Source organism: Bacteroides congonensis (assembly GCF_900130125.1).
In the GTDB taxonomy this organism is placed as follows: domain Bacteria; phylum Bacteroidota; class Bacteroidia; order Bacteroidales; family Bacteroidaceae; genus Bacteroides; species Bacteroides congonensis.
Genome location: NZ_FQXY01000008.1, coordinates 738759 through 763184, shown reverse-complemented (window position 1 = coordinate 763184; position 24426 = coordinate 738759). Strand labels below are relative to the sequence as shown.

Here is a 24426-nt window from a genome sequence, read left to right as displayed (position 1 = left end):
TGCTATTCTAGATGAAAACGAGTTGTCTTATCGCAATTCATGGCAAAAATTACGTCATAATATAAAATACACACAGCACTTTTTAACCCGAGGCCCACAACACAAATGGCTAGCAGCAGCTATATTAATCGGCTTAATATTTGCAGGAAGCTATTTGTTCCGGAATTTCCACACAAGAGAAATCACCATTACCGCCGGCACTTCTAAAGCGGTCCTCTATACTCCCTCTTCCAAAGAAGAATACACATTACCCCAAACAGAAAATCAAGTTTTAAACTATAGTCAATTTATAAATAAGATAAACCGACAAAGATCAATCGCCTTATTTCCAGATCTATACCACACCATTACAGTACCTCGTGGTGGAGAATATCTACTTTTATTAGAGGATAGCACCTTAATACATTTAGGTCCGGAATCATCTCTTACTATCCCCGCTAATTTCTCACGAACAAACAGAACTGTCAATTTATCAGGAGAAGCTTATGCGACAGTTTATAAAGATTCCTTGCATCCTTTTACTATCCAGACGGGAAAAGTAGATATACATGTATTAGGTACCAAGTTGAACATAGAAGCCTATGATGACGAGAAACATGTCAAAGTAACATTAGAAGAAGGTAAGGCAGAACTTCATTCAGCCAAAGAAATCCAAATGCTACCTGTAGGCTATACAGCATCAATCGGAGAAGACAAGCATATCGTTCTGTCCAAAGCCAACATTTACGAATGTACCGCCTGGCATTATAACCGTCTTAGTTTTGACAATCAAACATTAGAGAACATTATGAAAAAACTGGAACGCTGGTACAATATTGAGGTTGCCTACAGTAGTGACAACATCCGCAACTTTCACATCACGATGGACATCAATAAATATGAAAGCTTTAATAAACTGGCTCAAGCTATAGAAAAAATGAATGAGTTAAAAATACAAATCAAGAAAAACAAAGTAGTATTAATATCCGAAAGGAATCTAAATCAAGAATGAGAGACTTATGAAGAAAAAAAGAAGAACAACAGATGTCAAGTGGTTATGCCTGCTTGCATTATTGTGGCTCTGCTATTTGCCATTAATAGCACAAACCCACAAATCAGCCACTATCCAATTAAAAAATGCTTCTATTCGAGAAGTATTTGCGGAGATCAAAAGACAGACAGATGTCGGTTTTATGTACAGTAACAGTGCTATTAGCGCTCTACCTCGCAAAGACTATAATTTTGTAAATGCTCCGATCAGCAAAATTTTATCCCACAGTCTAGCCGGAAGTAATCTAACTTTTGAAATAGAAAGTGACCAACACATCATCATCAAACGTAAAAAAGTAGAAAAAGATATTACAGGAAAAGTTGTTGACTCCAACGGAGATCCCTTAGCGGGAGTTTCTGTCTATGAGAGAGGGACAAAAAACGGAACAACAACCGATACGGAAGGAAATTTCCAATTAGCTTCCAATGGAAAAAACAACCTGAAACTTATCGTTTCATTTATAGGAATGAGGCAACAGGAAGTTACATGGAAAGGCAATAGCCTGAATATTTTGTTAGAAGATGATTCTCAAAACATTGGTGAAGTAGTCATAACAGGATACCAAGAAATAGACCGACGTAAACTAGCCAGTTCTATCCTTTCCATTAAAGGTTCCGAACTAATCGGTGGTGAACACATGTCTGTCGACAAAATGCTACAAGGGCGTTTACCCGGCGTTGCCGTTATGAATATGTCTTCCACACCAGGTGCAGCTCCCAAAATACGAATCCGAGGTTCTTCATCTATTACAGGCAACAGAGAACCCGTATGGGTAGTAGACGGCATTATTCTGGAAGAACCTGTCAATATTTCAACTGAAGAATTAAACAGTCCTGACAAAATCAATCTGATAGGTAATGCTATCGGTTCATTAAATCCGGAAGACATCGAACGTGTAGATATTCTAAAAGACGCAAGTGCCACAGCTATTTACGGAGTAAAAGCCGCCAATGGAGTTATCGTTGTGACCACCAAACGAGGTAAAAACCAGAAACCTTCTATCTCGTATACAGCTACATTGGGAATAACAGCCCCTCCTACATACGATAAAATGTTCAGGATGAATTCTGCCGACAGAATTGATATGTCCATTGAAATGCAAGAACGAGGTCTCTCGTTCGGAAGCTATAAACCTTCAGATATAGGATACGAAGGTGCTTTGCAACATTTATGGAATAAGGATATCAACTATAATGAATTTTTAAGCCAAGTTAAAACCCTAAAACAGCTAAACACCAACTGGTACGATTTATTATTTCGCACAGCGTTTACTCATCAGCATTCGGTTTCAATCACCGGAGGAAACGAACGCAGTGACTATTATATGTCTGTAGGATATGCCGACAATCAAAGCGTAACCATTCACGAAGGTTTAGAACGTTATAATGTATTGGCAAGAATAAACACTAAAATCAATCGTAATCTCCAATTAGGATTAAAAGTAAGCGGTGCGCTCTCTAAAGCGAAACACCCGCATTCATCTATTGACCCGTATGAATATGCTTATAACACTTCCCGGGCCATTCCGATGCAGACACCTTCCGGCGACCTCCACTTCTATGCACATGAAGCCGGTTATAACGGAACCTTAATGTATAATATCAAAAACGAACTGAATCATAGTGGAAACAGTATTGACAATTCGTCAATAGACGTAACGGCAAATCTAGACTGGAAAGTAGCTTCATGGATGCGATTTTCTTCTATATTGGGATTAAACAGAAGCAACGTATCACAAGAGACATGGGCAGATGAACAATCCTACTATATATCTTCCATGAGACAATCTCCATACGGCGTAGCACTCCCGAATCCCACAGAGAACAGTAACTTTGCAGAACGATACTGTTTACTACCGTATGGCGGTGAACTTATGACTACCAACACCCGCCATACCTCATACACATGGAGAAATAATTTATCATTAATCCATAGTTTCGGAAAACATGAGGTATCCGGAAGTCTCGGACAAGAAGTCCGTTCCTCCAAATACGACGGCTTACAATCCACCCAATACGGATATTTGCCCGAAAGAGGGAAACGATTTGTAGATATTGATCCTACTTTATGGAAAAGATACGGCACATTACTAAAAAATCATCCGGATGTTGTCACCGACACAAAAAGCAATGTTCTTTCCTTCTATGCTACAGCAGCTTATGTCTATGACAGTCGTTATATCTTTAATTTTAATATACGGACAGACGGTTCAAACAAATTCGGCCAAGACAAAAGCGTACGTTTCCTGCCGATATGGTCAGTATCAGGCCGTTGGAACATCATCAACGAAAAATTCATGAGAAACGCCGATTTCCTGAATGACCTGGCCATACGTGCATCTTATGGTATACAAGGTAACGTTCATCCCGACCAAACTCCTAATTTGATAGCCAGTCTGGGTACACTGGAAACGTTATCTCAGGAATATGTATCCACACTCCATAAACTGCCCAATAATAAACTGACTTGGGAAAAGACCCGCTCCTATAACATCGCACTCGACTGGGCATTTTGGAATAACAGGATTTATGGTTCACTGGACGTATACTATAAGAAAGGAGTCGATCAAGTTATTACAAAAAATGTAGCACCTTCGACCGGTGCAACTAATGTTTCCATAAACGACGGAGATGTAGAAAATAAAGGTTGGGATCTGGCAGTATCCATTGTTCCCGTCCAAACCAAAGACTGGACATGGAGCCTGTCTTTCAATACCGGAAAGAATTACAATAAAGTCCTGAATGCCGGAAACTCAGCTATTACATGGGAAGATTATGTTGCCGGGACACTAGTCAGCAACGGTCATGCTATCAATAGTTTCTATTCCTATAAGTTTGACAAGCTTGATGCTAATGGTTATCCCACATTTAAGGATATAAATGAAAAAGACGAAGACGGTAATGCTACTGTTCATTCACAACAAGAAATGTACGATCGTGCGTTCACTCTTTCAGGCAAACGCGAACCCGATTTAAATGGTGGATTCTCGACCTACCTTAAATATAAGAATATAACATTCAATGCATTATTCTCTTTTAGTTTCGGTAGCAAAATCCGTTTGAACGATCTCTATTCTGCTTCAGGACAGAATCTTCCCTATCCGGATCAGAATATGTCCAGTGAATTTGTAAATCGCTGGAGAAATCCGGGCGATGAGAATATTACCAACATTCCCGTTTTATCAGACCAGAGTCTGAGTATCAGAGACAAAGATATAACCTATCGGATAGCAGACAACGGTTGGGATATGTATAACAAAAGCGATCTAAGAGTTGTTTCCGGTAACTTCCTGAGATGTCGTTCGATGTCTATACGCTATGACCTGAAACCCGAATGGTTAAAACCAATCTATCTGAAAGGGGCAAGCATCAGCTTTGATGCAGGTAATGTATTCGTATTAAAAGACAAAGCATTGAAAGGACGTGATCCCGAACAGATAGGATTGGGGTCACGTAGTATTCCTCCCCAGCGTTCTTATTCTCTTCGGTTTAATATAATTCTCTAAATAAAGTAATATAATGAAGAAAGTAATATACATTTCATTTTTTCTTATGTGTGCAGCTTTGTCTTCATGCAGTAATTTTTTGGAAGAAAGCTCACAAGATCTGATGATTCCTAAATCTGTAAAGGATTATAAAGAGTTATTTTTTGGTGAAGTTATGAAAAACGGCGAAATACTTCACCCCTATCTGGAATATATGACAGACGATGTAGCAGATCAATGTTATTACGGCAGTTCCCCCATGTTAATATCCAACGATTGGCGAGAATCCGTATGGTCTTACTACACCTGGCAACAAAATCCTGAAGTCGGAATATCCAACGAATTCACCGCAGATGCAGCCTGGACTTCTTATTTTCACAAGATATTGATGACCAATATCATTCTGGACGGAATTTACGATATGACCGGAACTGAAGAAGAACGCATTGATTTAGCCGGAGAAGCTTACTTCATGCGTGCATTTTCATATTTCATGCTGGCCAACCTTTACGGTCGCCCTTATGACCCTGCCACTACCGACAAAGATTTATGTGTACCTATTAATGATGAAATCAGTCTGTCGGATAAAATGATGAAACGGGCCACGAATGCGGCAGTGTACTCGAAAATAGAAAGCGATATAATCCGCGCCATTCAATGTTTCAAGAGTACGGATAGCAAGAAAGGCATTTTCCGACCTAATCTAGCCGGTGCTTATTTGTTAGCCTCCCGCATTTCCCTCTTCCGTAAGGACTATCCCCAAACCATATTGTATAGTGATTCTGTGATCAAAAATGCTCCCCAAGGGCTCAACAAACTTCCGGAAGAAAAGAGCAATAATAGTGTTTTCCTATCCTACTCCAATAAAGAAATATTGTTCTCCTATGGGACTACAACCCTTGAATCATACATGCAAAAAGATTTCACTTATAAAGGAAATCTGGTAGTAGCCACCGACTTGATAGCACAATATGATGAGGCAGATCTACGTCTCTCACATTACTTCCATCACACCAAAGGAAGTCAAAGGAGACCAGTTAAAAAGGATATTGAATTCTATATTCCGGCCAAATGGAGCAGAACCTCTTCCACCGTATATTCAAATGCTTTCCGATTGGCAGAAGCTTATTTGAATCGGGCAGAAGCTTACGCGGAGCTAGGAAATACGGAAAAAGCATTGGCAGATATCAACACCCTTCGTGACCATCGGATGAAAACAGGAACTCCCCATCTAACGGTTGACAATGACGGAATCGTAGCCACTGTCCGTAAAGAGCGACGCCGTGAACTAGCATTCGAAGGATTCCGCTGGTTTGACTTACGCAGATACGGATGCCCGCCTTTAGAACATACATATTCATCCACGGAAACAGAAGGAGCAGGTGACAAGTTCAAGTTAGAGGACAAAGAGTTATACATACTACCTATTCCTAAAAGCGAAAGAGACAGAAATACAATGATTGAAATTTTTAATCGTCCGACCAATGATCCTATTAAATAGAATTATTATGAAAAAAATTATATTATTAATGAGCTTGGTAGCAGGAATCAGTTCCTGCTATCACGAAGATGTATTAAATGTACCCGATCAAGCTGATAAATATGGAGTTTTGGAAGATGCTTCCACAGACCCTACCCGTCACTTCATATATCAATTTTACCAACAATATGAAACCGTAATAATAACCAATCCGACAGAAGCTGATTATAAATTCAATTTCACTTCGGACAATGGTATAAAAATCACCTCTCCCGAACAAAGCGAGGAAGTCATAAACGCAGGAATCGACTTTCTAAAAAAATCATTATTGAATTTGTATCCGGATAATTTCTTGAAAAAGAACTTACCTTTCTCAATTATCCTGGCAGAACAGGTTCAAATGGATGCATGGGGAGAAACCACTATATTAAATAGTTATGCAAGCGGCAACTTTATTGCTGTAAGCAATATAACTTCCGCTTTAAAGACAATGTCGCAAAAAGACTTTATTAAAATCAGAGCAGACATTAATGCCAGCTTCTGGGCTAAATACATGTCAGAAGTAAGAGGTGTATTTACTATTCCTGATATATTTTATGAAGAAAGCGAAGCTATTGAACCAGATATCTATAGCGGTTATTTCTATCTAGGCTATCAGTCACCTGCTGAAACAGATTTTTATCATTATGGGCTGATCAGTTATAATACCGATTCTTCTTATGTCGATGAAGAAGATCCCGATTTTCCCTTCTATTCACTCTATGCACCAACCAAAGAAATGGACTTATTGCAATGGATGAACTTCGTTTTTGAGAAAACCCAGGAAGAACTTCAGGAAATATTCGACGATTACCCCATTATGAAGAAGAAATACGACATCATCAAAGAAGCCATGTTGGCCAATGGCTTTGATTTATCACAGTTAGAACTATAATTTTAAAACAATATTATATGAATAAAATTTTTAATGTATTATTTACGGGTATGTTAGCCTTAGGGATTATGACGGCTAACGCAGAGTCCCAAATCTTTAAAAAGAAGAAAAAGAAAAACAACATTTCGACCGAGCAAACCGACTCTGTCAAAAAAGACAGTGCAGCAAATTACAAGAAGTTATTGAAAGGAGCCAAAACTACTGAGGGAATGTTCAAAATACATCAAGTAAAAGACAAATACTATTTTGAAATTCCTAAAAAGCTGATGGCACGAGATTTTATGATTTCATCCAGAGTCTCGAGTACAAGCAACAACAAAGACGTAGCTGCCGGACAAATGCCCCGCAATCCGGTAGTAGTAACGTTCTCTGCAGATAATAAGAAAGTATACATGCATAGAAAAATGTTACGCAATTTATGTGATACAACTTCCAACATGTATAAAGCCTTTCAACGTAACTATTCCGATCCTATATGGGAAGCATATAAAATTGAGAGCATTTCGCCGGACTCATCAGCCTATGTCATTGACATGACGCCTCTTTTCATCACGGATGTTCCTGAATTCAGTCCGTTCCGTTCCGGAAATATAATGGATGTACTAATGAAAAGAAAACCTTTGTCCGGTAGCCTGTCCTCTGCCAAATCCGCTATATTAGGGATAAAATGTTTTCCTCTGAACATTAATATCAAATCATTAATGAGTTATACCGTCAATGGCGGTCCGTTCACAGTGACAATGACACGAAACATCATTCTTCTGCCGGAAAAGACAATGCGTCCAAGATATAGTGATTCACGTATCGGATATTTCGACGAGAACAAATATCTATTTACCGAAAAGCAGGACGGTTTACAAGAATTGTCATATATCAATCGTTGGGACTTACAGCCGAAACCGGAAGATGTAGAACGCCATAAACAAGGTCAGCTGGTTGAACCGCAAAAACCAATCATTTATTACGTAGACACAGCTATTCCCGATAAATGGAGAGAATATATAAAAAAAGGAATAGAAGACTGGCAGATAGCTTTTGAAGAAATAGGATTCAAGAACGCCATTATAGCGAAAGATTACCCTAAAGATGATCCCAACTTCGACCCGGACGATATCCGTTACAGTTGTTACCGTATGATTACCACACCCGAAGAAAACTCAATGGGTCCCTCATGCGTAGACCCTCGTTCCGGAGAAATCATACAAGGAGACGTACTCTTCTATTCGAATGTTGTAAAGTTGCTGCATAACTGGCGTTTTGTACAAACAGCAGCGGTTGATCCCAACGTTCGAAAAGCTGTATTTGATGACGAAACAATGGGAAGCTCCCTACGTTATGTGGCAGCACATGAAATCGGACACACTTTGGGACTAATGCACAACTTTGGAGCCTCACATTCATATCCTGTAGATTCGTTACGTTCCGCCACTTTCACCCAAAAATACGGCACTACTCCTTCCATTATGGATTATACCCGTTTCAATTATGTTGCCCAACCCGGGGATAAAGGGGTTTCCTTAATGCCTCCTCACTTGGGAGTATATGACAAATATGCAATAAAATGGGGATATAAACCTATATATGAAGCAACTTCTCCAGAAGAAGAAAAGGAAGTTCTGTATACATGGATCAAGGAGAAAGAGAATGATCCGATGTATAAATACGGTCCACAGCCTTTCATCAATGAATTAGACCCTTCATGTAAGGCCGAAGATCTTGGTGACGACGCAGTAAAGGCGGGCAAATATGGCCTAAAGAATCTGAAAGTCATCATGAAAAACTTACCGGAATGGACAAAAGATGATGACTTCCAATATACCCGAATGTCAGAAGCCTATAAAGAAGTAATTATGCAAATGCAACGTTATTTGCTACATGCTATGGTATCAATAGGAGGTATCTATTTGGATGAGCCAAGACGCGACAATACTAAAGAAATAATAAGATTTGTTCCGAAGAAAGAACAAAAGGAAGCCTTAAACTTCGTCTTAGAAACAATGATGGAGCTGCCGGAATGGATATTTGACAAGAAGATCATTGATTGTATAGGTCCCACCTATTCTCCCAGTACCTTGCAATCAATTATTGTCAGCCGTCTATTTTTCAACTCAATCTCCTCCAGTCTTGCCTTATTTGAAGAATTACATCCACAACAAGCTTACCGTTATAGCGATTTTATGGATGATTTCTATAACTTTGTTTGGAAAAAGACCAAGAATGGAGCTAAATTAAATATGTATGACTGTAACCTGCAAGTTGCCTATGTAGAAAAGCTGTTAGATACCGGAGGATTATCCAATAAAAAGGCCTCCATGTTCTCATTCAAGAATCTAAATGAAGTGGAAGAACAACTGTTAACGGACAATATAGAATGGCAAAAGGCCGGTTTTGAATTGAATACTTTGGGAACGATTGAGATGTTAAAAAATCCGGTAATTCACCAGAAGCTTATAGACACTTACAATCTAATAAAAAGTAAAACAGGAAGCGGAGATGCATTTACCCGAGCTCATTATCGCAGTCTGGAATTTAAAATCAAGCGAGCTTTAGAAAAATAAAAAACACTTTTTCTAGTTATAAGATAGCCTCAATTAATGCCCCTTGTTTATTGTACAATTCATTAAATTAATGAAAATAAACAAGGGACTATTTTGATTCATTAAAAACTTTAGCTTTCATCAAATCAGCCAACGAAACAGCAAAAACACTTGCTGACAAATTACCTTTCTTATACCCCTCCAAAAGCCTTATATCCCATTTCATGCCTTCAAATTCAGGTTCAGGTATTCCTTCTATATTATAAACTAAATAGTAATCTCCCGAAGGTTCTTTATACCCTATTTTTTCCAACTTTTCTTTCGAAAAGATCCGAGGCCCTTTAGGAAGCAATTTATATAATCTTCCAGTCAATAATTCTCCTTCTCCATGTAACAATAAATAACGCACAGATATAACCTCTTTACTCAAATGTAGAGAACCGTTAGCACTACCAGTACGAGTATTATATAATTTTCTTTTTAGAATCCAATCTAATTGTTGTTCATTTTTATAATACCCAATTAAGACGTATGTCTCATCAGGTAATAGATCGCGATTGGCCCCATAAGGTTCTGGCAGAGGCTCACGTAAACTACGATTATTATTTTTACTCAAGACAGAATATGTATGATAAGCTAGCTTCTCACGTAAAGAGGTGCGATTTAAGAAATTATCAACTACATCATCAAGAAAAGTTAGAAAAGCCTGTATACTCTTATCATAATCCTTAGGCGAAATAGCAAAGGCTCCTAGCCCAGGAATGATTTCATGAAAGCCATGAATAACTTGATTTTCTGTTCCTGGGTAAAGGATATAAGCTCCTCCTGTTCTTCGAATAGCATCTTTATAGGCATGCATTTTTAATAAATCAGCGCGCTTATAAGTTCCTCGCTCTTCCTCTCGCTTCATCTCCGATAAGTCATCGGATACTTCATCATTATTCTTATTTGTATTGTCACGAAGAAATAATTGTTCTATTCTATATTTCGCATCAAAATGTATATGCGTAATCAACTCTTCTCGTTCAGCTTCTTCACTAGTTATGTCTCCTGGCCATATTGTCAATGTATAGTCGGGACGAAAATTCCGAGTCCAGCTTCCTGATAATTGATAGTTATCTGTATAATTAAAAGTTCGATTATAAGAAAAACATATATTTAATTTACGACTATCTGTCTCATATATGCCACTCAACATAATCACTTTACCTTGCTTTAAGGTTAGGTTTAACTCATTACTACAATCAATGAGCTCTTCTTTACTTTTTGAGGGAATGTGAAACTTCTGGCTCAAAACATCTAATAATTTGAAGAAAAGCCAATACTCGTACAATCTGGCAACATCCTTTTTTCCAGCTCCATACACATCTTCACCACCTTGCCAAGTAAGTCGAGCAGCCATATCAAACATTAACCATTTCTGAAAGATTTCCCGATACCCTTCTTTTCTTTGTAAAATTGGACTATTTAAAGGCAATACATTTATTTCTGAAATATTACGGAACAAAGGATATGACAGATACTGTAATAACTTCTCACAAACTAAAGAAGCTTCCTGTTTTAATCGTTGTCCAGCCTTAGAATGATGTTGTATAGAAGAACAAAATGTTAAAAATGAACGCAACACATACTTTATAAAACGATTTTCTGGAATATCAGCAGTTTCTTTTCTAAAAGCAACAGGCACGCAGCGTGGCAATGTATCGAAACGATCTTTCAAAGGATGTTGATTAGACAAAGAAACTCTATTAGTTGCACGAGCAAGTTGCCTTAGCGTATGTTGCCCCCAACGTTTTACATTACAAAGTTGCCTTTCTTCTTCTGAATCAATCCATCTCTTAACTGGAGACAATTGAATCTGATACATCGCATCTGCAAAAGAGTCACTATCAACAATCGAACGAACAAAAGCAAAACGCTGATAATCAGATCTAGGATCTTTAGTTATATCTACCTCATAACGTTGTATCACAGGAGAACTTTGCTGCATAAGTAGCTCTGTACAAAACTCTGTGATATCCTCTAACATTCTACGGTAGTCATCACGATAACCGACTTTGGCGGAACGAATCTCAAAAGCAACCTCACCTACCTTTTTATTATCCTCTTTTTGTAAAACATCAATACTATATGTACCCACATAAATTCCTGTAGATATACATCCACGACTAATTGCTTGGCGACTTTTGCTATTAGTTAAAATATCTCTATCTTCTTGTAAATAGTAGCTATTCTTATCAAGCTCAAAATCATACATACAACCTTCTTGTAATTGAAAAGGAGATTCTCCATATTCTTTGGCGTCCTCACTTTTAAACAAAATATTCTTTCGCCTAGCAAAAACATATAAGGTTGTACAATCACCATTATTTAAAGCAATATGTATTGATAACTCATCCATACGTCATGCTTCAGCAAAACTAGTAAAACCATTATCCAACGCTACACAATACATACGCCATATTTTTTCTGCAGACAGCGGATATTTAAATTGGTCATTATGAACAAACTCTATTGTATTTTCCAGGGTTAACTCGGAACCCTTAACAAGGCAAAGATTCCATAATGCTTTTAGTACAGGTTCCACTTTCTTACGAGAACCATGTAGTTTTGGCAACAATTTTTGTATAATTGCGGCATCAACAATAGCATCACCTTCCAACTTTGTGTTAACTTTCTCTGCTAAAGCCATAAATCGAAAAATCTCACAGGCTGTGCGATACCCAAATTCTGCATGTATTTTTTTCAACTCATAAAAGAAACATTCTAAAGAAGTAATAATAGACGCTTTATGCTCTTCAGAGATTTGCAAGCCCCAAGAATCAACTGCCATTTTTACGAAGGAAGTTGCTTGCTCAACGCCTTTATTATTGATAATATCTTTATGAATAGGCTGAAGCTTCTGCAAGAAATCTTTCATGTCCTTCTCCATAATACGAAATTCTAAGACATTAGCACGGTCTAAAACCTTAGGGCTAAACATATAAGTCGTTTCATCTACATTAATCGTTCCTATTATAAATAAGTTACGAGGCAATTTTATAACAGGAGTAATTTCTTTATCTATACAATTCTTCATTAAAGGAATCCCTTCTTCTGACTCCATTACACTCAAAAAATCAGAAAAGTAACGTTCAACATAACTTAGATTCATTTCATCAAGAATTAAGAAGTATGGCTTTCTTGGATTCTTGTTTGCTTCTATTATAAGATCCAATGCTCCATTATCTGGTTTTACATAAGCCCCTTTTTCCAGTGCATTGGGATATCCAATCAAGAATTCTCGATTTGTCCAATCTGCTCCAACAGGAATCATACAAACCTGTTTATCTATATCTTCACAAATCCACTTTGCAAACATCATAGCTAATTGTGTCTTACCAGAACCAGCTAAACCACTTAAAATAACAAAAGGCTTTGTCAACAATGACAAGATAAAACGAGAAACAAACTCTGATGAGAAAACAAGCCCTGTAGAATTTAAATCGTTCATAAATGATTCAGGCTCAAAATCTTTCTCGTCGTACTTTTTACTTTGACCAGATAAAGTAATCAACGAGTTTTTATCTGAAGTTATTATGTTCTTATACTGGGCTATTATTCTTTTCAAGTCTTCTTCAATTAAAGTATAATTCAAAAGTTTGGTTGTATCGTACACCGCATAAACATAAGAATCTCCATATCTATCCGGTATTATATTTCTTTTTTTAAAATAGGAATTAATCGTTTCTACATTAGTATCTAAATTCCAGGTAACAACTGGCACAGTCCCTTCGCTGACGCCATAAGCCAATACCAAAATATTATACTTTTTGTAAAAGAGATATACAGGATATATTCCATTACTAGTTTTTTGTCCCTGTGCTAAAAAAGAAATCCATGGTACACGTGCTAAACTAGCCATTCCAAAGCTTACTTTCACTTGCAAATCATCAAAATACCTTATATAATCCTTAGTTTTCAAACTATTACCTTTAGCTTGTTCCAAAAACTTTACTAATGTTTCCGATATAGAATTGGATTCGCTCTTCAAAACTATTTTAAAACCATTATCTTTCAATATCTTAAAACAAGTAGTACCTTTTCCGCCTTCAAATTCATTACGATCTAATTCTTCTCCATTTGCAAAAATATTAGCATAAGCCAAAACCAATTTAGGTGGAAACCTTTTTCCATTGTATAACAGATCATAAGTGGACGAATGAGCTTGAGGTGGAATACCCTCTTCTTCTATTTTACGGATACCCTGAAGAATATCATCGCGTTTTATGTTTCTAGGTAATTCTTTCATAATAAAGTTATTTGTACTTTTAACTTCCTAACTAAATCACCGTAAAAGTACAAATTATTTAGAAAAATCAAACAACAAACGGGTATATCATAATTATTATTTTACAGGGTGTTATAATAACAACTATCATCGCACTATACCCTAAGGGGTATATTAAAAGCCCTAATCATCATTTTTACACCCGAAACAAACAAATTAAATCGACTTTCTCAGTTATAATCAAATAAGGCCAAATTACCTAGACAAGAATCATTTGGAAAAATTTCAAGCCAATGTGGTCGCTATCTGATATACATTTTCTTAAAAGAACAGGAAAAAAAATTCCATTCTCAAAAACAATCGTAAGCATTCGGTAAACCACGTATTTTTTCCTCAAACTTCCGTCATTAACTTTACGTCCAAAAAGCAAAGTTATGATGACACGAGAAGAAGTAGTAGAGATAATGAACTACTGCAAAGAGCACAAAGTGACTTATAAGTCAAGATTAGAGGAACTCAACATCCCTGTATGGCGGTTTTATGACAGCAAATCCCGTTATGCCGGCGAGCAATCATCGGGTAAAACGGCTCAAGGTGAGTTTATCGAGCTCCCGCACAGTGGATCTTTTGTTCCGGTTCCTTCATTTGCCGGTACAACCGGACGGAAACAGAAAAGTACACCGGCTACGCCAAGCGGATTGAAAGAGATAGAAATACGTACACCGGGTGGTAGTGCCATACGCATTTGCGGTGAGCTAAATGAAAAGGAACTGTTTTCAATCATCCAGTCCTGCAACCATGTTCAGCCTTAATGACAGTATGCGCTATCTGTTGTATAACCGCCCGACTGATATGCGCAAAAGCTTCCATACCCTCAGCGGTATCATCACAGACGCCATGGGTCAGGACCCCTGCAACGGCAACGTGTATATCTTCATAAACCGTACCCGTGACCGTATAAAACTCCTGCATTGGGAGCCAGGCGGCATGGTGCTGTATTCCAAACTTCTGGAAGCCGGCACTTTAGGTAAGCCTGATTCTGCCAGCGATAATGAGGTCTGTGCAAATATAGAATGGCGAGAACTTGTCATGATTGTGGAGGGTATCATGGAAGCCCGCGATTCGCGACGCACGAGACTTGAAAACCTGCAAAAGCTTCGAAAATAGTACCGGCTTTTTACTCCGTTCGCTTTTGTATGCCATGGGATTTTAGTATATTTACATTGTGAAACAATGAGATGCAGATGCTTACAGAAGAACAGGAAAAAGCCTTATTGGAAGAAATTGAGAAGCTCCGTCAGGATAAAGCGGCGCTTATCAGCAGGGTTTCCTCGCTGGAACAATCCCTGTACTGGCTCCGGAAAAAAGTCTTTGGCCGGATGAGCGAGAAGAGTCTTCCGCTTGATCCCAACCAGCTGTTTCTGTTCTCAAAGGAAGCAATGTCCTCCATGGAAATATCCCGGCTTGAGGAGGAAGTCCGCAAGAGTGAAGAAGAAATCACCAGAACTATAAAAGTAAAGGAAAAACCGGTCCGCAAGTCTCTGGACACTTCCTCACTGCCTGTAGAGATTATTGATCTTTACCCCGAAGGGACAACAGACGAGGAAGGCAGGCTTAAGGATGATTTCATTGAAATCGGAAAGGAAGAGAGTTCACGCCTGGAACGTGTTCCGGCAAAAGTATATATTCTGAAGACCGTCCGTCACAAAGTGATAAGTAAATCCGATATGGAGAAATACCCCGAGGAAAGGCAGATTCTGATTCACCCGCTACCTCTTGTTCCGGTCAGCAAATGTATGGCAGACTCCTCGGTTCTGACAGACATTATCATCGGCAAGTTCATGTATCATCTCCCGTTCTACCGTTTGATACAGCAGTATCGCGAATCAGGAATTAGCATAAGCGAATCTACCATGTGCGGATGGTATGAAATGGCGGTGGAGAAACTCAAGCTGCTGTACAACCTGCTCAAACAGAAGATACTCTCCAGTGATTATATACAAGTGGACGAGAGTGTCATTCCTGTGATGGACAATGAGAAACATAAAGCGAAAAAGGGGTATGAGTGGTGCGTGCGCGACGGCATCACGGGAGACGTCATGTTCCATTATGACCGTGGCAGCCGTTCGGGTATGGTAGCCCGTGAACTGCTGGGATGCTACCATGGCATTGTGCAATGCGATGGCTATGCAGCTTACGAACAGTTTGAGCAGATGAAAGGAATCACTCTGGTCGGCTGTTGGGCACATGTCAGAAGGAAGTACGTGGATGCCCTGGAAGAAAACAGGACGCTGGCCACACAGGCGATTCATTACATCGGTAGGCTGTACAAGGTAGAGTCTGATGCCGGTGAAGCCGGACTCACAGCTGAAGAGCGTAAGGAAAAACGTATTCGTGAGGCCTATCCGCTGATACTTGAATTTGAAAAGTGGCTGCAGGATGCTTATCTTAGAGTGCTTCCTAAAAGCCGCATGGGTAAAGCTATCGAATATACGTACGCGCTTCTTCCCAGGCTTTCCAGATACGTAAACGATGGAAGAATAGAAATTGATGACAACCGCATAGAAAATGTCATAAGACCTTTGGCTTTGGGAAGAAAGAACTATCTGTTCTGCGGCAACGACGCATCCGCATACAGGGCTGCCATCGTGTACTCTCTGATAGCCACCTGCAAGTCTGCAGAAGTAGACCCTAGAATCTGGATGGAAGATGTCCTGAGTAAAATCCCATATTATGAAAGGGATAAAAAGGATATGACAGAACTTCTACCACGTAATTGGGCAAAATCCAATCAAACTTGTTCCGAATAGATACTATTAGTTCCGAATTAACTACGAATAGCACCGATTCGGAACTAATTCACAATATTTGCAACGTGGTTTACCGAATGCTTACAAACAATCACTATATTCGCAAATCAATAATACTTTATTTATGGACACTGACATTATTACATTCTTAAGATTAAACTATAGTTTATCATCACGCACTGGAAATATTGAAGAAGAGCGCTATATCAATAAATACAACATCGACGTATATGAAATTCAAATAGACGAAAACGACAAAGAAAGTGCTTCACTAATAGGAAAAGTAAACGTTAAACTTTTCTTATGGGAACTATGTATAGAAGACAATTATTGGGTTGATGATTTATTTTCCCAACTCGATCATAAAGAATTAGGAGGACTATTATTTGATTACGATACTAATAGTTTTAAGAAAGAATGGCAAGAAGAAATCGACGAATCATCCAACTCAAATATTCTATATTTAGACCGAATTGAAATTTTACCTGAATATCGCGGAAAAGGGTATGGTAGACTCATCACGAAAGATATTCTGCTTAGGTTAAATAGTTCATATGGAATTGCAATCCTAAAAGCTTTTCCATTACAATTAGAAGTTAGTCATCCTAACTCTTCTAAACAGGATAGTGAATGGAATACTAAAATGAATTTTAAACAAATGGAACAGGATAGTAATATCGCAAAAAAACAGTTATACAATTTTTATAAGAAAATGGGATTTAAACGCTATAAACGAAGTGAATACTTTTATTTAAATCCTGCTTTTCAAAACCCCGAATTAGACAAAATAAATATTAACGAACTATCCTAACAAAGTCAACAATTCTCTGATTTTATCAGATTATACATTAAATCTCCCCATTCACCCCCAAGCCGAACAGAGCGAAATCGCCCAGGCAAGGGTCATCCGGAAAGACCTCAGCCAATGCTGCCGTTATCTGACGGGCATTTTTCAGAGAGAAGGTTTCTGTATCCGTCAACTTGAAATAATGGGCTACCCGACAGACATGTGTATCCAAAGGTACAATCAGTTCTTTGCGGTCAAAGCTTTTCCAAATTCCAAAATCAACGGCCGAATCCTGACGAATCATCCAACGCAAAAACATATTGAGTTTCTTTTGAGGACTTTTAGCGGATACTTCAAGGAATGAGCACAACTTTTCCATAGGTATTCCTGAGTACGCATTCAAGGCTTCTTCCAAACTTTCAAACTGTGTATAGGCTGCATACAACCGCTGGAAATATCCATAAAAGTCGGCATACGACAGCATACGATAAAAGCTATTGGCGCCTCCCGAAGGAAAATCGACCTCCCACTGACGGGACAGCACATACTGATAAGGCGAATCCCCCATTAGCCTGTGCAACTCGTCCGCTTTCTTCAATATCTGTTTGCGATTGCCGAAACTCATAATTGCGGTCAGCAAGCCACTGATTTCAATATCCTGTTTCAGCGTATAGCGATGAGGAAATTGTACCGGGTCGCTTGTTATAAAGTCTGCGCAATGGTAAATCTCCGCACACATTAATAGTTTATTCTTTATATCTTCAGTCATTTTGAGAATGTATCTAATATTGAAAGTACAAAAGTACATATTCTAGCCGGATTTCTTCCTTAAGTAGATAACAGATTGTATTCCCAAGAGAATGACAAACAGGTATTCTGCTGTCATATACACAGTCAGGGAAGCATGGAAATATTCACTCAGCAGATACAGGTAAATCAAATACGCCAAAATAGTGGCTAACTGGAATACAAATGCAAGCCGTGTCTTTCCTGTCCCCGTAACAGCATTGATATAAACATATCCGGGCAATGCAAATATATAATTCAACAACATGACTATAAAAGGACAGAAGGCCAGTTTTACCAAATAATCATTATTCGTATAGAATCCGATAATCCATTGATTGCCCCAAAGAGCCAGAACTATCAGTGGAAGTCCCACGGCATAGCCCAATTTAAGAACTTTACGGCAAACGGGGAAAAGTTCTTTCCCCTGCCCCGCCCCAATCAGATTGCTGACTAATGAACCGGTAGTGGATGCAAAAGAGTTGACTATCACAAAGAAAACGGTAGAAACGCTACGGGTAATATTAGAGATAGCAAGCTCTGTCTTTCCCAAATGTTCGATAGCTACGAAGAACAGGAACCAGGGAGCAACGCTGATAAAGGCATGGAGCATGCTCCAAACAGAAAGTCTTAATAATTTCATTAATAACTTCCTGTCGTAGACTATTTTTAATCCATATTTCACTTTGTCTATCTTCGTCCACATATATAATAGAAGCATGACAAAGGCTCCAAGCTCTGCTAAAGAAGAAGCCATAGCTGCTCCTGATATACCCAAATCCAATTTGAAAATTAGTAAATAGTTAAAAGGAATGTTGATGCAGATAGCTGTAATAGCTGCTACGGATAATGCTCTGGTATTTGTTATCCCTACCAGAAAGGAGCGTAAAGCTAAAAAAGGAAATGAGAACAACAGTCCGAAGCTACGCCAGTCCAGATACTGAATCACTGCCCGATAGATTTCATCGGAAGTTATCAACTGTCGCAGGATTAAGGGAGAGGCAAAGTGGAGCAGCAGGCAAAGGATGATTGCCAACCCTGACAGAAAATATAATCCTTGAAAAAAGGTACGCCCTGCCTCTTTATACTGCTGTTCTCCGTTTCTACGGGCAATCATCACCTGCATCCCGATACTGAATCCGAAGCCCAGCATATAAACGGCCAAATAATAGATTCCGGCAAGTGCGGACGCTCCGAGTTCGACTTCTCCCACATGCCCCAGAAAGATAGCATCGGTGATATTGATTAATTGTTCCATGAGTATGCTCATCATCACAGGAAAGTTGATAAGCCATATTTGCTTATATGTATAATTCATCGCTCAACTTAAAAATAACACGATACGGCATACCACATTCCCATAGCAGTACACAGTTTCGTAAGTTTACAAAAATGGATATAAAACTCTTTGACAGGCGAGTATCTGCCTGTCTAATAGCTGAATAGTTTTATTAAAGAAGTATGCTATTCGTTGAGCGCAGCTATATACAGAGTTTCATAAATAGATGAATATTGTTGGTTTATCAATCAATTACGCAACAAAGATAGCAAATCTTATTTTCATTTCCCAATGTGGTATGGTATTGGCAGATTATTTATAGTAAGAAAATGCCTCACAGGTATTGATTATAAGATTAACAAATTGATTTATAGTGATATACTTGATTTCAAAGCAAAAGAATGATGCTTTCCAATCATTCCCTTTTGAAAAAAGGCATATCATTTTGAAAAAGAGTAGCAACCCATAAATAATCAGACAACAATGAAAGTTTGCAAATTTGAAAAAATAAAAGATGAGGATGAAATAAGGCAAGTTATCAACTGTATTCAGAAAGAATATCCTTATGTAGCCGTACTTCCTGTATTGACCCGGTTACAAGAATGGATGCAGGACATCTCCGTCAGTTGGTTTCACGAGGAAGATGAAGCTTCCCACGCCACTGTTAATGCCATTGAAGAATATTGCCGTACCCTGACCGATCATCTCGTCACAGAACCGAAACTGAATCAGGATATGAAAACCCATATCCAAGAATGCATAAAAAAGATACATACCTTGGTAGAAGACAAGGCCGATTTACTGATTGATAAAATAATAAAGGCTGAAATATACAGGTTATCCACAGATTTGCTCACTTACTGCTTACGCCAACAGGGGGTTCGTGCCCAGACTCTGGACACCGGTAAATTTATGCAAATCGATCTGGAAAGAAAACCGGATATCCCCTATATTCAGGAATCTATCCGCCGATATATTGATGAAAATCGGGATGTAGATATTTTTGTCGCTCCGCTCTCTATTTGCAAAAATGTATATGGTGAAACAGACTTCATAAGTGAAAGCCACAACGACTACTACGCAACAGTGCTCGCCAGCATATTCAAAGCGGATGAAATCGTTCTGTCAACCCAAATCAACCATGTCTACGCAAACCGGACTCCCGGAGAGAGCAGCACTCACTGACTTATACGGAAGCCGGACAACTGATTAACAGCGGAGTACACCTTCTCTATGCGGACTGCATCACTCTTGCGGCACGTTCCAATATAGCTATCCGCCTGACAGATATCCACGACCTGACAACCGAACGGCTCTATATTTCCTCCCACGACACAGGAGACAGTGTTAAAGCAATACTTTCGCAGGACTCGGCCACCTTTGTGCGCTTTACATCATTGAATGTATTGCCCGGATATCTGCTAATGGGCAAATTACTGGAAGTCATCAACAAATATCAAATAAACGTTGTTTCAATGGCCTCGTCCAACGTATCTATCTCCATGATGCTGACAGCCAGCAGTGATACCCTGCGAATGCTCCAAAGGGAACTGCATAAGTATGCCGAAATGGTTATAGACGAAAATATGTCTGTGATACACATCATCGGTTCGCTTCATTGGGAACGCACCCAAGTGGAAAGTCATATAATGAACACCATCAAGGACATTCCCGTATCCCTCATTTCGTACGGGGGAAGCGATCACTGTTTCACATTATCCGTGCACACCACAGATAAGAACAGGCTTATCAACTCACTATCCAGACAATTCTTCGGAAACCAGTGCGCAGCCTGATTCAAAAGCAACGCCACAACTTTTGTACCCCTGACATCATCCATACGGAAAGGTAAAAAAGTATACATATTTTATCCATATCAAGAAAAACAGCAACATTGTTCCATAGCTATTATACAATAAAAGAGTCACTCAATAACAGAGCGACTCTTTTAAATATAAAAACTCTTCAGATTCAAATTCAACTTATAATACTTTGTACCGATATTTCCTTACTTATAAGTTTATGAAAACCCGAAGACATTTACTCACAAAATCAGCAGTTATCCAAAATTAAATGGAAAAGCGCTTTCATCGGATAAGGCTATCAATCCATTTTTTCGCTGGATACAAATTTTGTTCTCCCGTGCCAGCCAACCGGCGGCTAATGCTGTACTTTCAACGCTCAGGTTTAATCTTCTTGCCAATTCAGGTATCGAAATTTCACCAATTTCTTTCAGGGCACACCAAATCTTTCCGGCATTCTTCCCTACAATTGTTTTATCCATGGCTATTTTTATTAATAATTCGGTTCTAATATAGTGATTTTAATAATAGATTATAACATAAAAGGGCTTTTTATTTTAGGTTTTGACATTATTTAAAACATCAAAACATTTTTCACTCCCAACGGTTAAATATCCGGTCAATTTTCACACTATAACACCACAGGAAAGCACAAAAAGTATCAAGATAAATTCTCAAAACAGAACAAAGGGGAAAAGGAATAAGAAATAGAAAATCTGCATTTTAGCAATATCGGACAAGTTAGTTCCCTTTTTTACCAATACCTTTGCGAAGTGAAATATCAAAAACAAGTTATGCAACAGAAAAAGACAACGAAAGAGGAGTATCAGAAATGTGTGAATGTCGTGATAGATTATATCAACCGGCATTTGGGAGAAGAGATTGATTTAAAATCTCTGGCCAGAATCTCAAACTTTTCTCCTTTTTACTTTCACCGGATAATGAAAGCATTTCTCGGTGAGCCGGTTGGCACGTTTATTGTCCGGACGCGGACGGAAGCTGCCGCACGTTTACTCCGTTACTCGGATATTCCGATTGCCGATATCGCCTATCGCATCGGATATTCATCTCCCTCTTCACTGTCGAAAGTGTTCAGGCAGTTTTATGGCATTTCACCTTTAGAATATCGAAACAATAAAAACTTTGTAATTATGAAACCAGCGATTATCAGGCCAGACCTGGAACTGACAAGTGAGATTAAGAATGTATCCGAACGGAATGTGATTTATATCCGCCTGTCAGGAGACTACAAACTGAACGACTACTGCGGAACATGGATGCGTTTATTCCAGTTTATCCAGGAGCACAAACTACCGATGGGGGACTTCAGCCCGCTCTGTATCTATCACGACGATCCGAAAGTGACACCTGCCGACAAACTTCGTACAGATGTATGTATGGTCGTACCGGCAAAAGTGACTCCCAAAAGTGACATCGGATTCAAAGTAATCCCTGCCGGACGTTATGCCATCTTCCTTTACAAAGGTTCGTACGACAATCTGCAAGCCGTATATGATACGATTTATGCGAAATACCTTCCTGAAATGGAATGTACATTGCGTGACGAGGCCAGTGCCGAACGCTATCTGAACAATCCCCGTGATACAGCTCCCGAAGAGTTGCTGACGGAGATTTATATTCCGGTGGAATAAAACGAAATAAGAAGTATAAAATGCAGGTGTACCGTTTTGTCACAGTACACCTGCACTAACTCAGCTCATTTCCATTCCTGACGAATGGCAATTACTCCGTACAAATAATCTTCCTCTCTTTTATCTGTTATTTGTCGGCATAGAGCCCCACTCGATTCCCCTCGCTATCGGTAAACAGGGCAAACCATCCTCTGCCTTCCACTTCTATTTTCGTTTTGGGAATCACGACTTTTCCACCTTTCTGAAGAACCTTATCCAATGTCAGGGTAATATCTTCACAATGAAAAGAGATAATCACTCCTTTCTCTGAAGGAAGATAGTCCGGTGCATAGAAAATAGCTCCGACCGTTTCCCCCTCTTCGGTGAAACACGCCATTTTCTCTGTTTCACATTCAGAAACCGGAAGTTGCACATCCAACACCGTTTCGTAGAAATCAACAGCCCGGAGAAAATCAACAGAAGGAATTTCAAAAAATGCAATAAACTTTTTCATTTTGTTTCTTTTTATGGTTACTACTAAGCCTTTGCAAAGACACTGCAAAAGTAGGGCAACCCGCCAAGCCCTGATAGGAAAAAAGGGACATCTTCTAAATTTCGGAGAAATAATCGGAATAAGGAGCACAAACAGAAAGATATTCGACAGGCGTATAGCCTGAAAAAAGCTTGAACTCCTTTATCATATGAGACTGGTCGGAGAACCCGCACTCATAGGCAAGCCGGGCGAAAGGGACAGACGGATTCCGTTGCAACAGGAATAACGCGCGCTGCATACGTACGATACGGATAAACTCCTTGGGAGTTGTCCCCACATAATCGGCAAAAATCCGACCGAACTGCTTGCTGCTCAGACAAGCCGCTTCGGACAACTGAGAAATTTGAATCTGTGGCTGACTGTTGATTTCCTCAAAGACAGTGGACATTCTCTTTAAATTATACTCGGAAAAAGAATATAAGCGACGGAGAAAGAATTGTTCTATCAGACGGATACAAGCCGTATTGTCGGGAGTATCAGCAACTTGCTTCGACAAATCCGAGAGTCCGGTGTCTTCCACCTCATCCATAGGCACATTCCGCCCGTGAAACAAGTTGATGGGAATGTGAAGCAGTACCTTTGCCGCATAAGGCTGAAAGACAACCGTTATCATCTCTATCCTGCCCGTAGATACCACATCGGAAAAGCCGACCGACTGCCCGCAAACAAACGATTGCGGTTGCAACCGTGATTCGTTCTGCAAAAGAAGCCGCTTGCCTTTGTGAAACACAAGCTGGATGCAACCAACAGGCAGCGTCCGTTCGGAAACGGGGGCCGTCGCATCATCCTGCAATATCCAGTAATGCCGGATATAAGGAGCCAATACGGAAACAGGGGTTACAATTTGGAATGATTGCATACGACAGACTTTCTATTTTTTAAGTTACAACCGTTTTTTATGTTGCAACCGTTTTTTCAAGTTGCAACCGCAAAAGTAGAAAGTTTGCCGGATAATGTATTGTAAAAACGGGACATTCTCTTATATAGGATATAAATATTATTAACAATAACTCCCGCTATCATGCCAATAGTGGCAGGATAGC

Annotated in this window: 17 protein-coding genes and 1 pseudogene; 11 read left to right on the top strand and 7 right to left on the bottom strand. The window is 39.1% G+C overall.

Going from position 1 to position 24426, the window contains the following annotated elements; translation table 11 throughout:
* The first annotated feature begins 22 nt into the window (after positions 1-22).
* From BQ7997_RS06420 to BQ7997_RS06400, 5 genes are read left to right on the top strand one after another with little or no spacing between them, the layout of a single operon-like run.
* Positions 23-991, top strand: a complete 969-nt coding sequence (locus tag BQ7997_RS06420; protein WP_073344635.1) for a FecR family protein — start codon at positions 23-25, stop codon at positions 989-991.
* 7 nt (positions 992-998) lie between these two features.
* Positions 999-4535, top strand: coding sequence for a SusC/RagA family TonB-linked outer membrane protein (locus tag BQ7997_RS06415; RefSeq protein ID WP_073344632.1), 3537 nt, complete (start codon positions 999-1001; stop codon positions 4533-4535).
* Between the two features lie 13 nt (positions 4536-4548).
* The gene (locus tag BQ7997_RS06410) at positions 4549-6015 is read left to right on the top strand and encodes a RagB/SusD family nutrient uptake outer membrane protein (protein ID WP_073344630.1); all 1467 of its coding nucleotides are present in this window, start codon (positions 4549-4551) and stop codon (positions 6013-6015) included.
* A 7-nt stretch (positions 6016-6022) separates the two neighbouring features.
* Positions 6023-6928 (top strand): hypothetical protein, encoded by a 906-nt coding sequence (locus tag BQ7997_RS06405; protein WP_073344627.1) that lies wholly within the window; start codon positions 6023-6025, stop codon positions 6926-6928.
* Positions 6929-6945: 17 nt separating this feature from the next.
* Positions 6946-9486 carry a zinc-dependent metalloprotease gene (locus BQ7997_RS06400; RefSeq protein ID WP_073344625.1) on the top strand — a complete coding sequence of 847 codons (2541 nt, stop codon included), beginning with the start codon at positions 6946-6948 and terminating at the stop codon, positions 9484-9486.
* Between the two features lie 88 nt (positions 9487-9574).
* On the opposite strand, the gene BQ7997_RS06395 is transcribed toward BQ7997_RS06400, so the two are convergent.
* Together BQ7997_RS06395 and BQ7997_RS06390 are read right to left on the bottom strand one after the other, a co-directional pair.
* Complete coding sequence (locus tag BQ7997_RS06395; RefSeq protein ID WP_073344622.1) at positions 9575-11866, bottom strand: DUF2357 domain-containing protein; 2292 nt, start codon at positions 11864-11866, stop codon at positions 9575-9577.
* A gap of 3 nt (positions 11867-11869) precedes the next feature.
* Positions 11870-13756, bottom strand: a complete 1887-nt coding sequence (locus BQ7997_RS06390) for an McrB family protein (RefSeq protein ID WP_073344620.1) — start codon at positions 13754-13756, stop codon at positions 11870-11872.
* A gap of 413 nt (positions 13757-14169) precedes the next feature.
* On the opposite strand from BQ7997_RS06390, the gene BQ7997_RS06385 reads away from it, so the two are divergent.
* The 4 genes from BQ7997_RS06385 (at position 14170) to BQ7997_RS06370 (ending at position 17356) form a co-directional block, all read left to right on the top strand.
* Entirely contained in the window at positions 14170-14547 is a 378-nt protein-coding gene (locus tag BQ7997_RS06385; protein ID WP_235817250.1) for a hypothetical protein, read from the top strand.
* Complete coding sequence (gene tnpB / locus BQ7997_RS06380; protein ID WP_235817251.1) at positions 14495-14902, top strand: IS66 family insertion sequence element accessory protein TnpB; 408 nt, start codon at positions 14495-14497, stop codon at positions 14900-14902. The genes BQ7997_RS06385 and tnpB overlap by 53 nt, the downstream gene beginning before the upstream one ends.
* A gap of 77 nt (positions 14903-14979) precedes the next feature.
* A complete protein-coding gene (gene tnpC / locus BQ7997_RS06375) occupies positions 14980-16545 on the top strand; it encodes an IS66 family transposase (protein ID WP_159436740.1) in 1566 nt (521 codons plus the stop codon).
* A gap of 124 nt (positions 16546-16669) precedes the next feature.
* Positions 16670-17356 carry an N-acetyltransferase gene (locus BQ7997_RS06370; protein ID WP_073344617.1) on the top strand — a complete coding sequence of 229 codons (687 nt, stop codon included), beginning with the start codon at positions 16670-16672 and terminating at the stop codon, positions 17354-17356.
* A 37-nt stretch (positions 17357-17393) separates the two neighbouring features.
* Here the strand turns inward: BQ7997_RS06370 and BQ7997_RS06365 are convergent, their stop codons facing one another.
* On the bottom strand, positions 17394-18101 hold the full coding sequence (locus BQ7997_RS06365; RefSeq protein ID WP_073344857.1) for a TIGR02757 family protein: 708 nt from the start codon (positions 18099-18101) through the stop codon (positions 17394-17396).
* A gap of 42 nt (positions 18102-18143) precedes the next feature.
* The gene (locus BQ7997_RS06360; protein WP_073344615.1) at positions 18144-19436 is read right to left on the bottom strand and encodes an MATE family efflux transporter; all 1293 of its coding nucleotides are present in this window, start codon (positions 19434-19436) and stop codon (positions 18144-18146) included.
* Positions 19437-19880: 444 nt separating this feature from the next.
* On the opposite strand from BQ7997_RS06360, the pseudogene BQ7997_RS06350 reads away from it, so the two are divergent.
* Positions 19881-21193 (top strand): annotated as a pseudogene (locus tag BQ7997_RS06350) (amino acid kinase family protein).
* A 263-nt stretch (positions 21194-21456) separates the two neighbouring features.
* Here BQ7997_RS06350 and BQ7997_RS06345 read toward each other — a convergent pair.
* Positions 21457-21681, bottom strand: coding sequence for a winged helix-turn-helix domain-containing protein (locus BQ7997_RS06345; RefSeq protein WP_022137951.1), 225 nt, complete (start codon positions 21679-21681; stop codon positions 21457-21459).
* A gap of 312 nt (positions 21682-21993) precedes the next feature.
* Here BQ7997_RS06345 and BQ7997_RS06340 point away from each other — a divergent pair, with 312 nt between their 5' ends.
* The gene (locus tag BQ7997_RS06340; protein WP_073344610.1) at positions 21994-22851 is read left to right on the top strand and encodes an AraC family transcriptional regulator; all 858 of its coding nucleotides are present in this window, start codon (positions 21994-21996) and stop codon (positions 22849-22851) included.
* A gap of 127 nt (positions 22852-22978) precedes the next feature.
* Here BQ7997_RS06340 and BQ7997_RS06335 read toward each other — a convergent pair whose 3' ends face one another.
* A complete protein-coding gene (locus tag BQ7997_RS06335; protein ID WP_073344607.1) occupies positions 22979-23344 on the bottom strand; it encodes a VOC family protein in 366 nt (121 codons plus the stop codon).
* 94 nt (positions 23345-23438) lie between these two features.
* Positions 23439-24242 carry an AraC family transcriptional regulator gene (locus BQ7997_RS06330; RefSeq protein WP_073344605.1) on the bottom strand — a complete coding sequence of 268 codons (804 nt, stop codon included), beginning with the start codon at positions 24240-24242 and terminating at the stop codon, positions 23439-23441.
* Between the last annotated feature and the right edge of the window lie 184 nt (positions 24243-24426).

Bases quoted from the DNA above. Each gene is read 5' to 3' on its own strand.
- BQ7997_RS06410 (WP_073344630.1), top strand. From the start codon at position 4,549: ATGAAGAAAGTAATATACATTTCATTTTTTCTTATGTGTGCAGCTTTG.
- BQ7997_RS06370 (WP_073344617.1), top strand. From the start codon at position 16,670: ATGGACACTGACATTATTACATTCTTAAGATTAAACTATAGTTTATCA.
- BQ7997_RS06415 (WP_073344632.1), top strand. From the start codon at position 999: ATGAAGAAAAAAAGAAGAACAACAGATGTCAAGTGGTTATGCCTGCTT.
- tnpB (WP_235817251.1), top strand. From the start codon at position 14,495: ATGAAAAGGAACTGTTTTCAATCATCCAGTCCTGCAACCATGTTCAGC.
- BQ7997_RS06365 (WP_073344857.1), bottom strand. From the start codon at position 18,101: ATGACTGAAGATATAAAGAATAAACTATTAATGTGTGCGGAGATTTAC.
- BQ7997_RS06360 (WP_073344615.1), bottom strand. From the start codon at position 19,436: ATGAATTATACATATAAGCAAATATGGCTTATCAACTTTCCTGTGATG.
- BQ7997_RS06345 (WP_022137951.1), bottom strand. From the start codon at position 21,681: ATGGATAAAACAATTGTAGGGAAGAATGCCGGAAAGATTTGGTGTGCC.
- BQ7997_RS06390 (WP_073344620.1), bottom strand. From the start codon at position 13,756: ATGAAAGAATTACCTAGAAACATAAAACGCGATGATATTCTTCAGGGT.
- BQ7997_RS06385 (WP_235817250.1), top strand. From the start codon at position 14,170: ATGATGACACGAGAAGAAGTAGTAGAGATAATGAACTACTGCAAAGAG.
- BQ7997_RS06405 (WP_073344627.1), top strand. From the start codon at position 6,023: ATGAAAAAAATTATATTATTAATGAGCTTGGTAGCAGGAATCAGTTCC.
- BQ7997_RS06330 (WP_073344605.1), bottom strand. From the start codon at position 24,242: ATGCAATCATTCCAAATTGTAACCCCTGTTTCCGTATTGGCTCCTTAT.
- BQ7997_RS06400 (WP_073344625.1), top strand. From the start codon at position 6,946: ATGAATAAAATTTTTAATGTATTATTTACGGGTATGTTAGCCTTAGGG.
- tnpC (WP_159436740.1), top strand. From the start codon at position 14,980: ATGCTTACAGAAGAACAGGAAAAAGCCTTATTGGAAGAAATTGAGAAG.
- BQ7997_RS06335 (WP_073344607.1), bottom strand. From the start codon at position 23,344: ATGAAAAAGTTTATTGCATTTTTTGAAATTCCTTCTGTTGATTTTCTC.
- BQ7997_RS06395 (WP_073344622.1), bottom strand. From the start codon at position 11,866: ATGGATGAGTTATCAATACATATTGCTTTAAATAATGGTGATTGTACA.
- BQ7997_RS06340 (WP_073344610.1), top strand. From the start codon at position 21,994: ATGCAACAGAAAAAGACAACGAAAGAGGAGTATCAGAAATGTGTGAAT.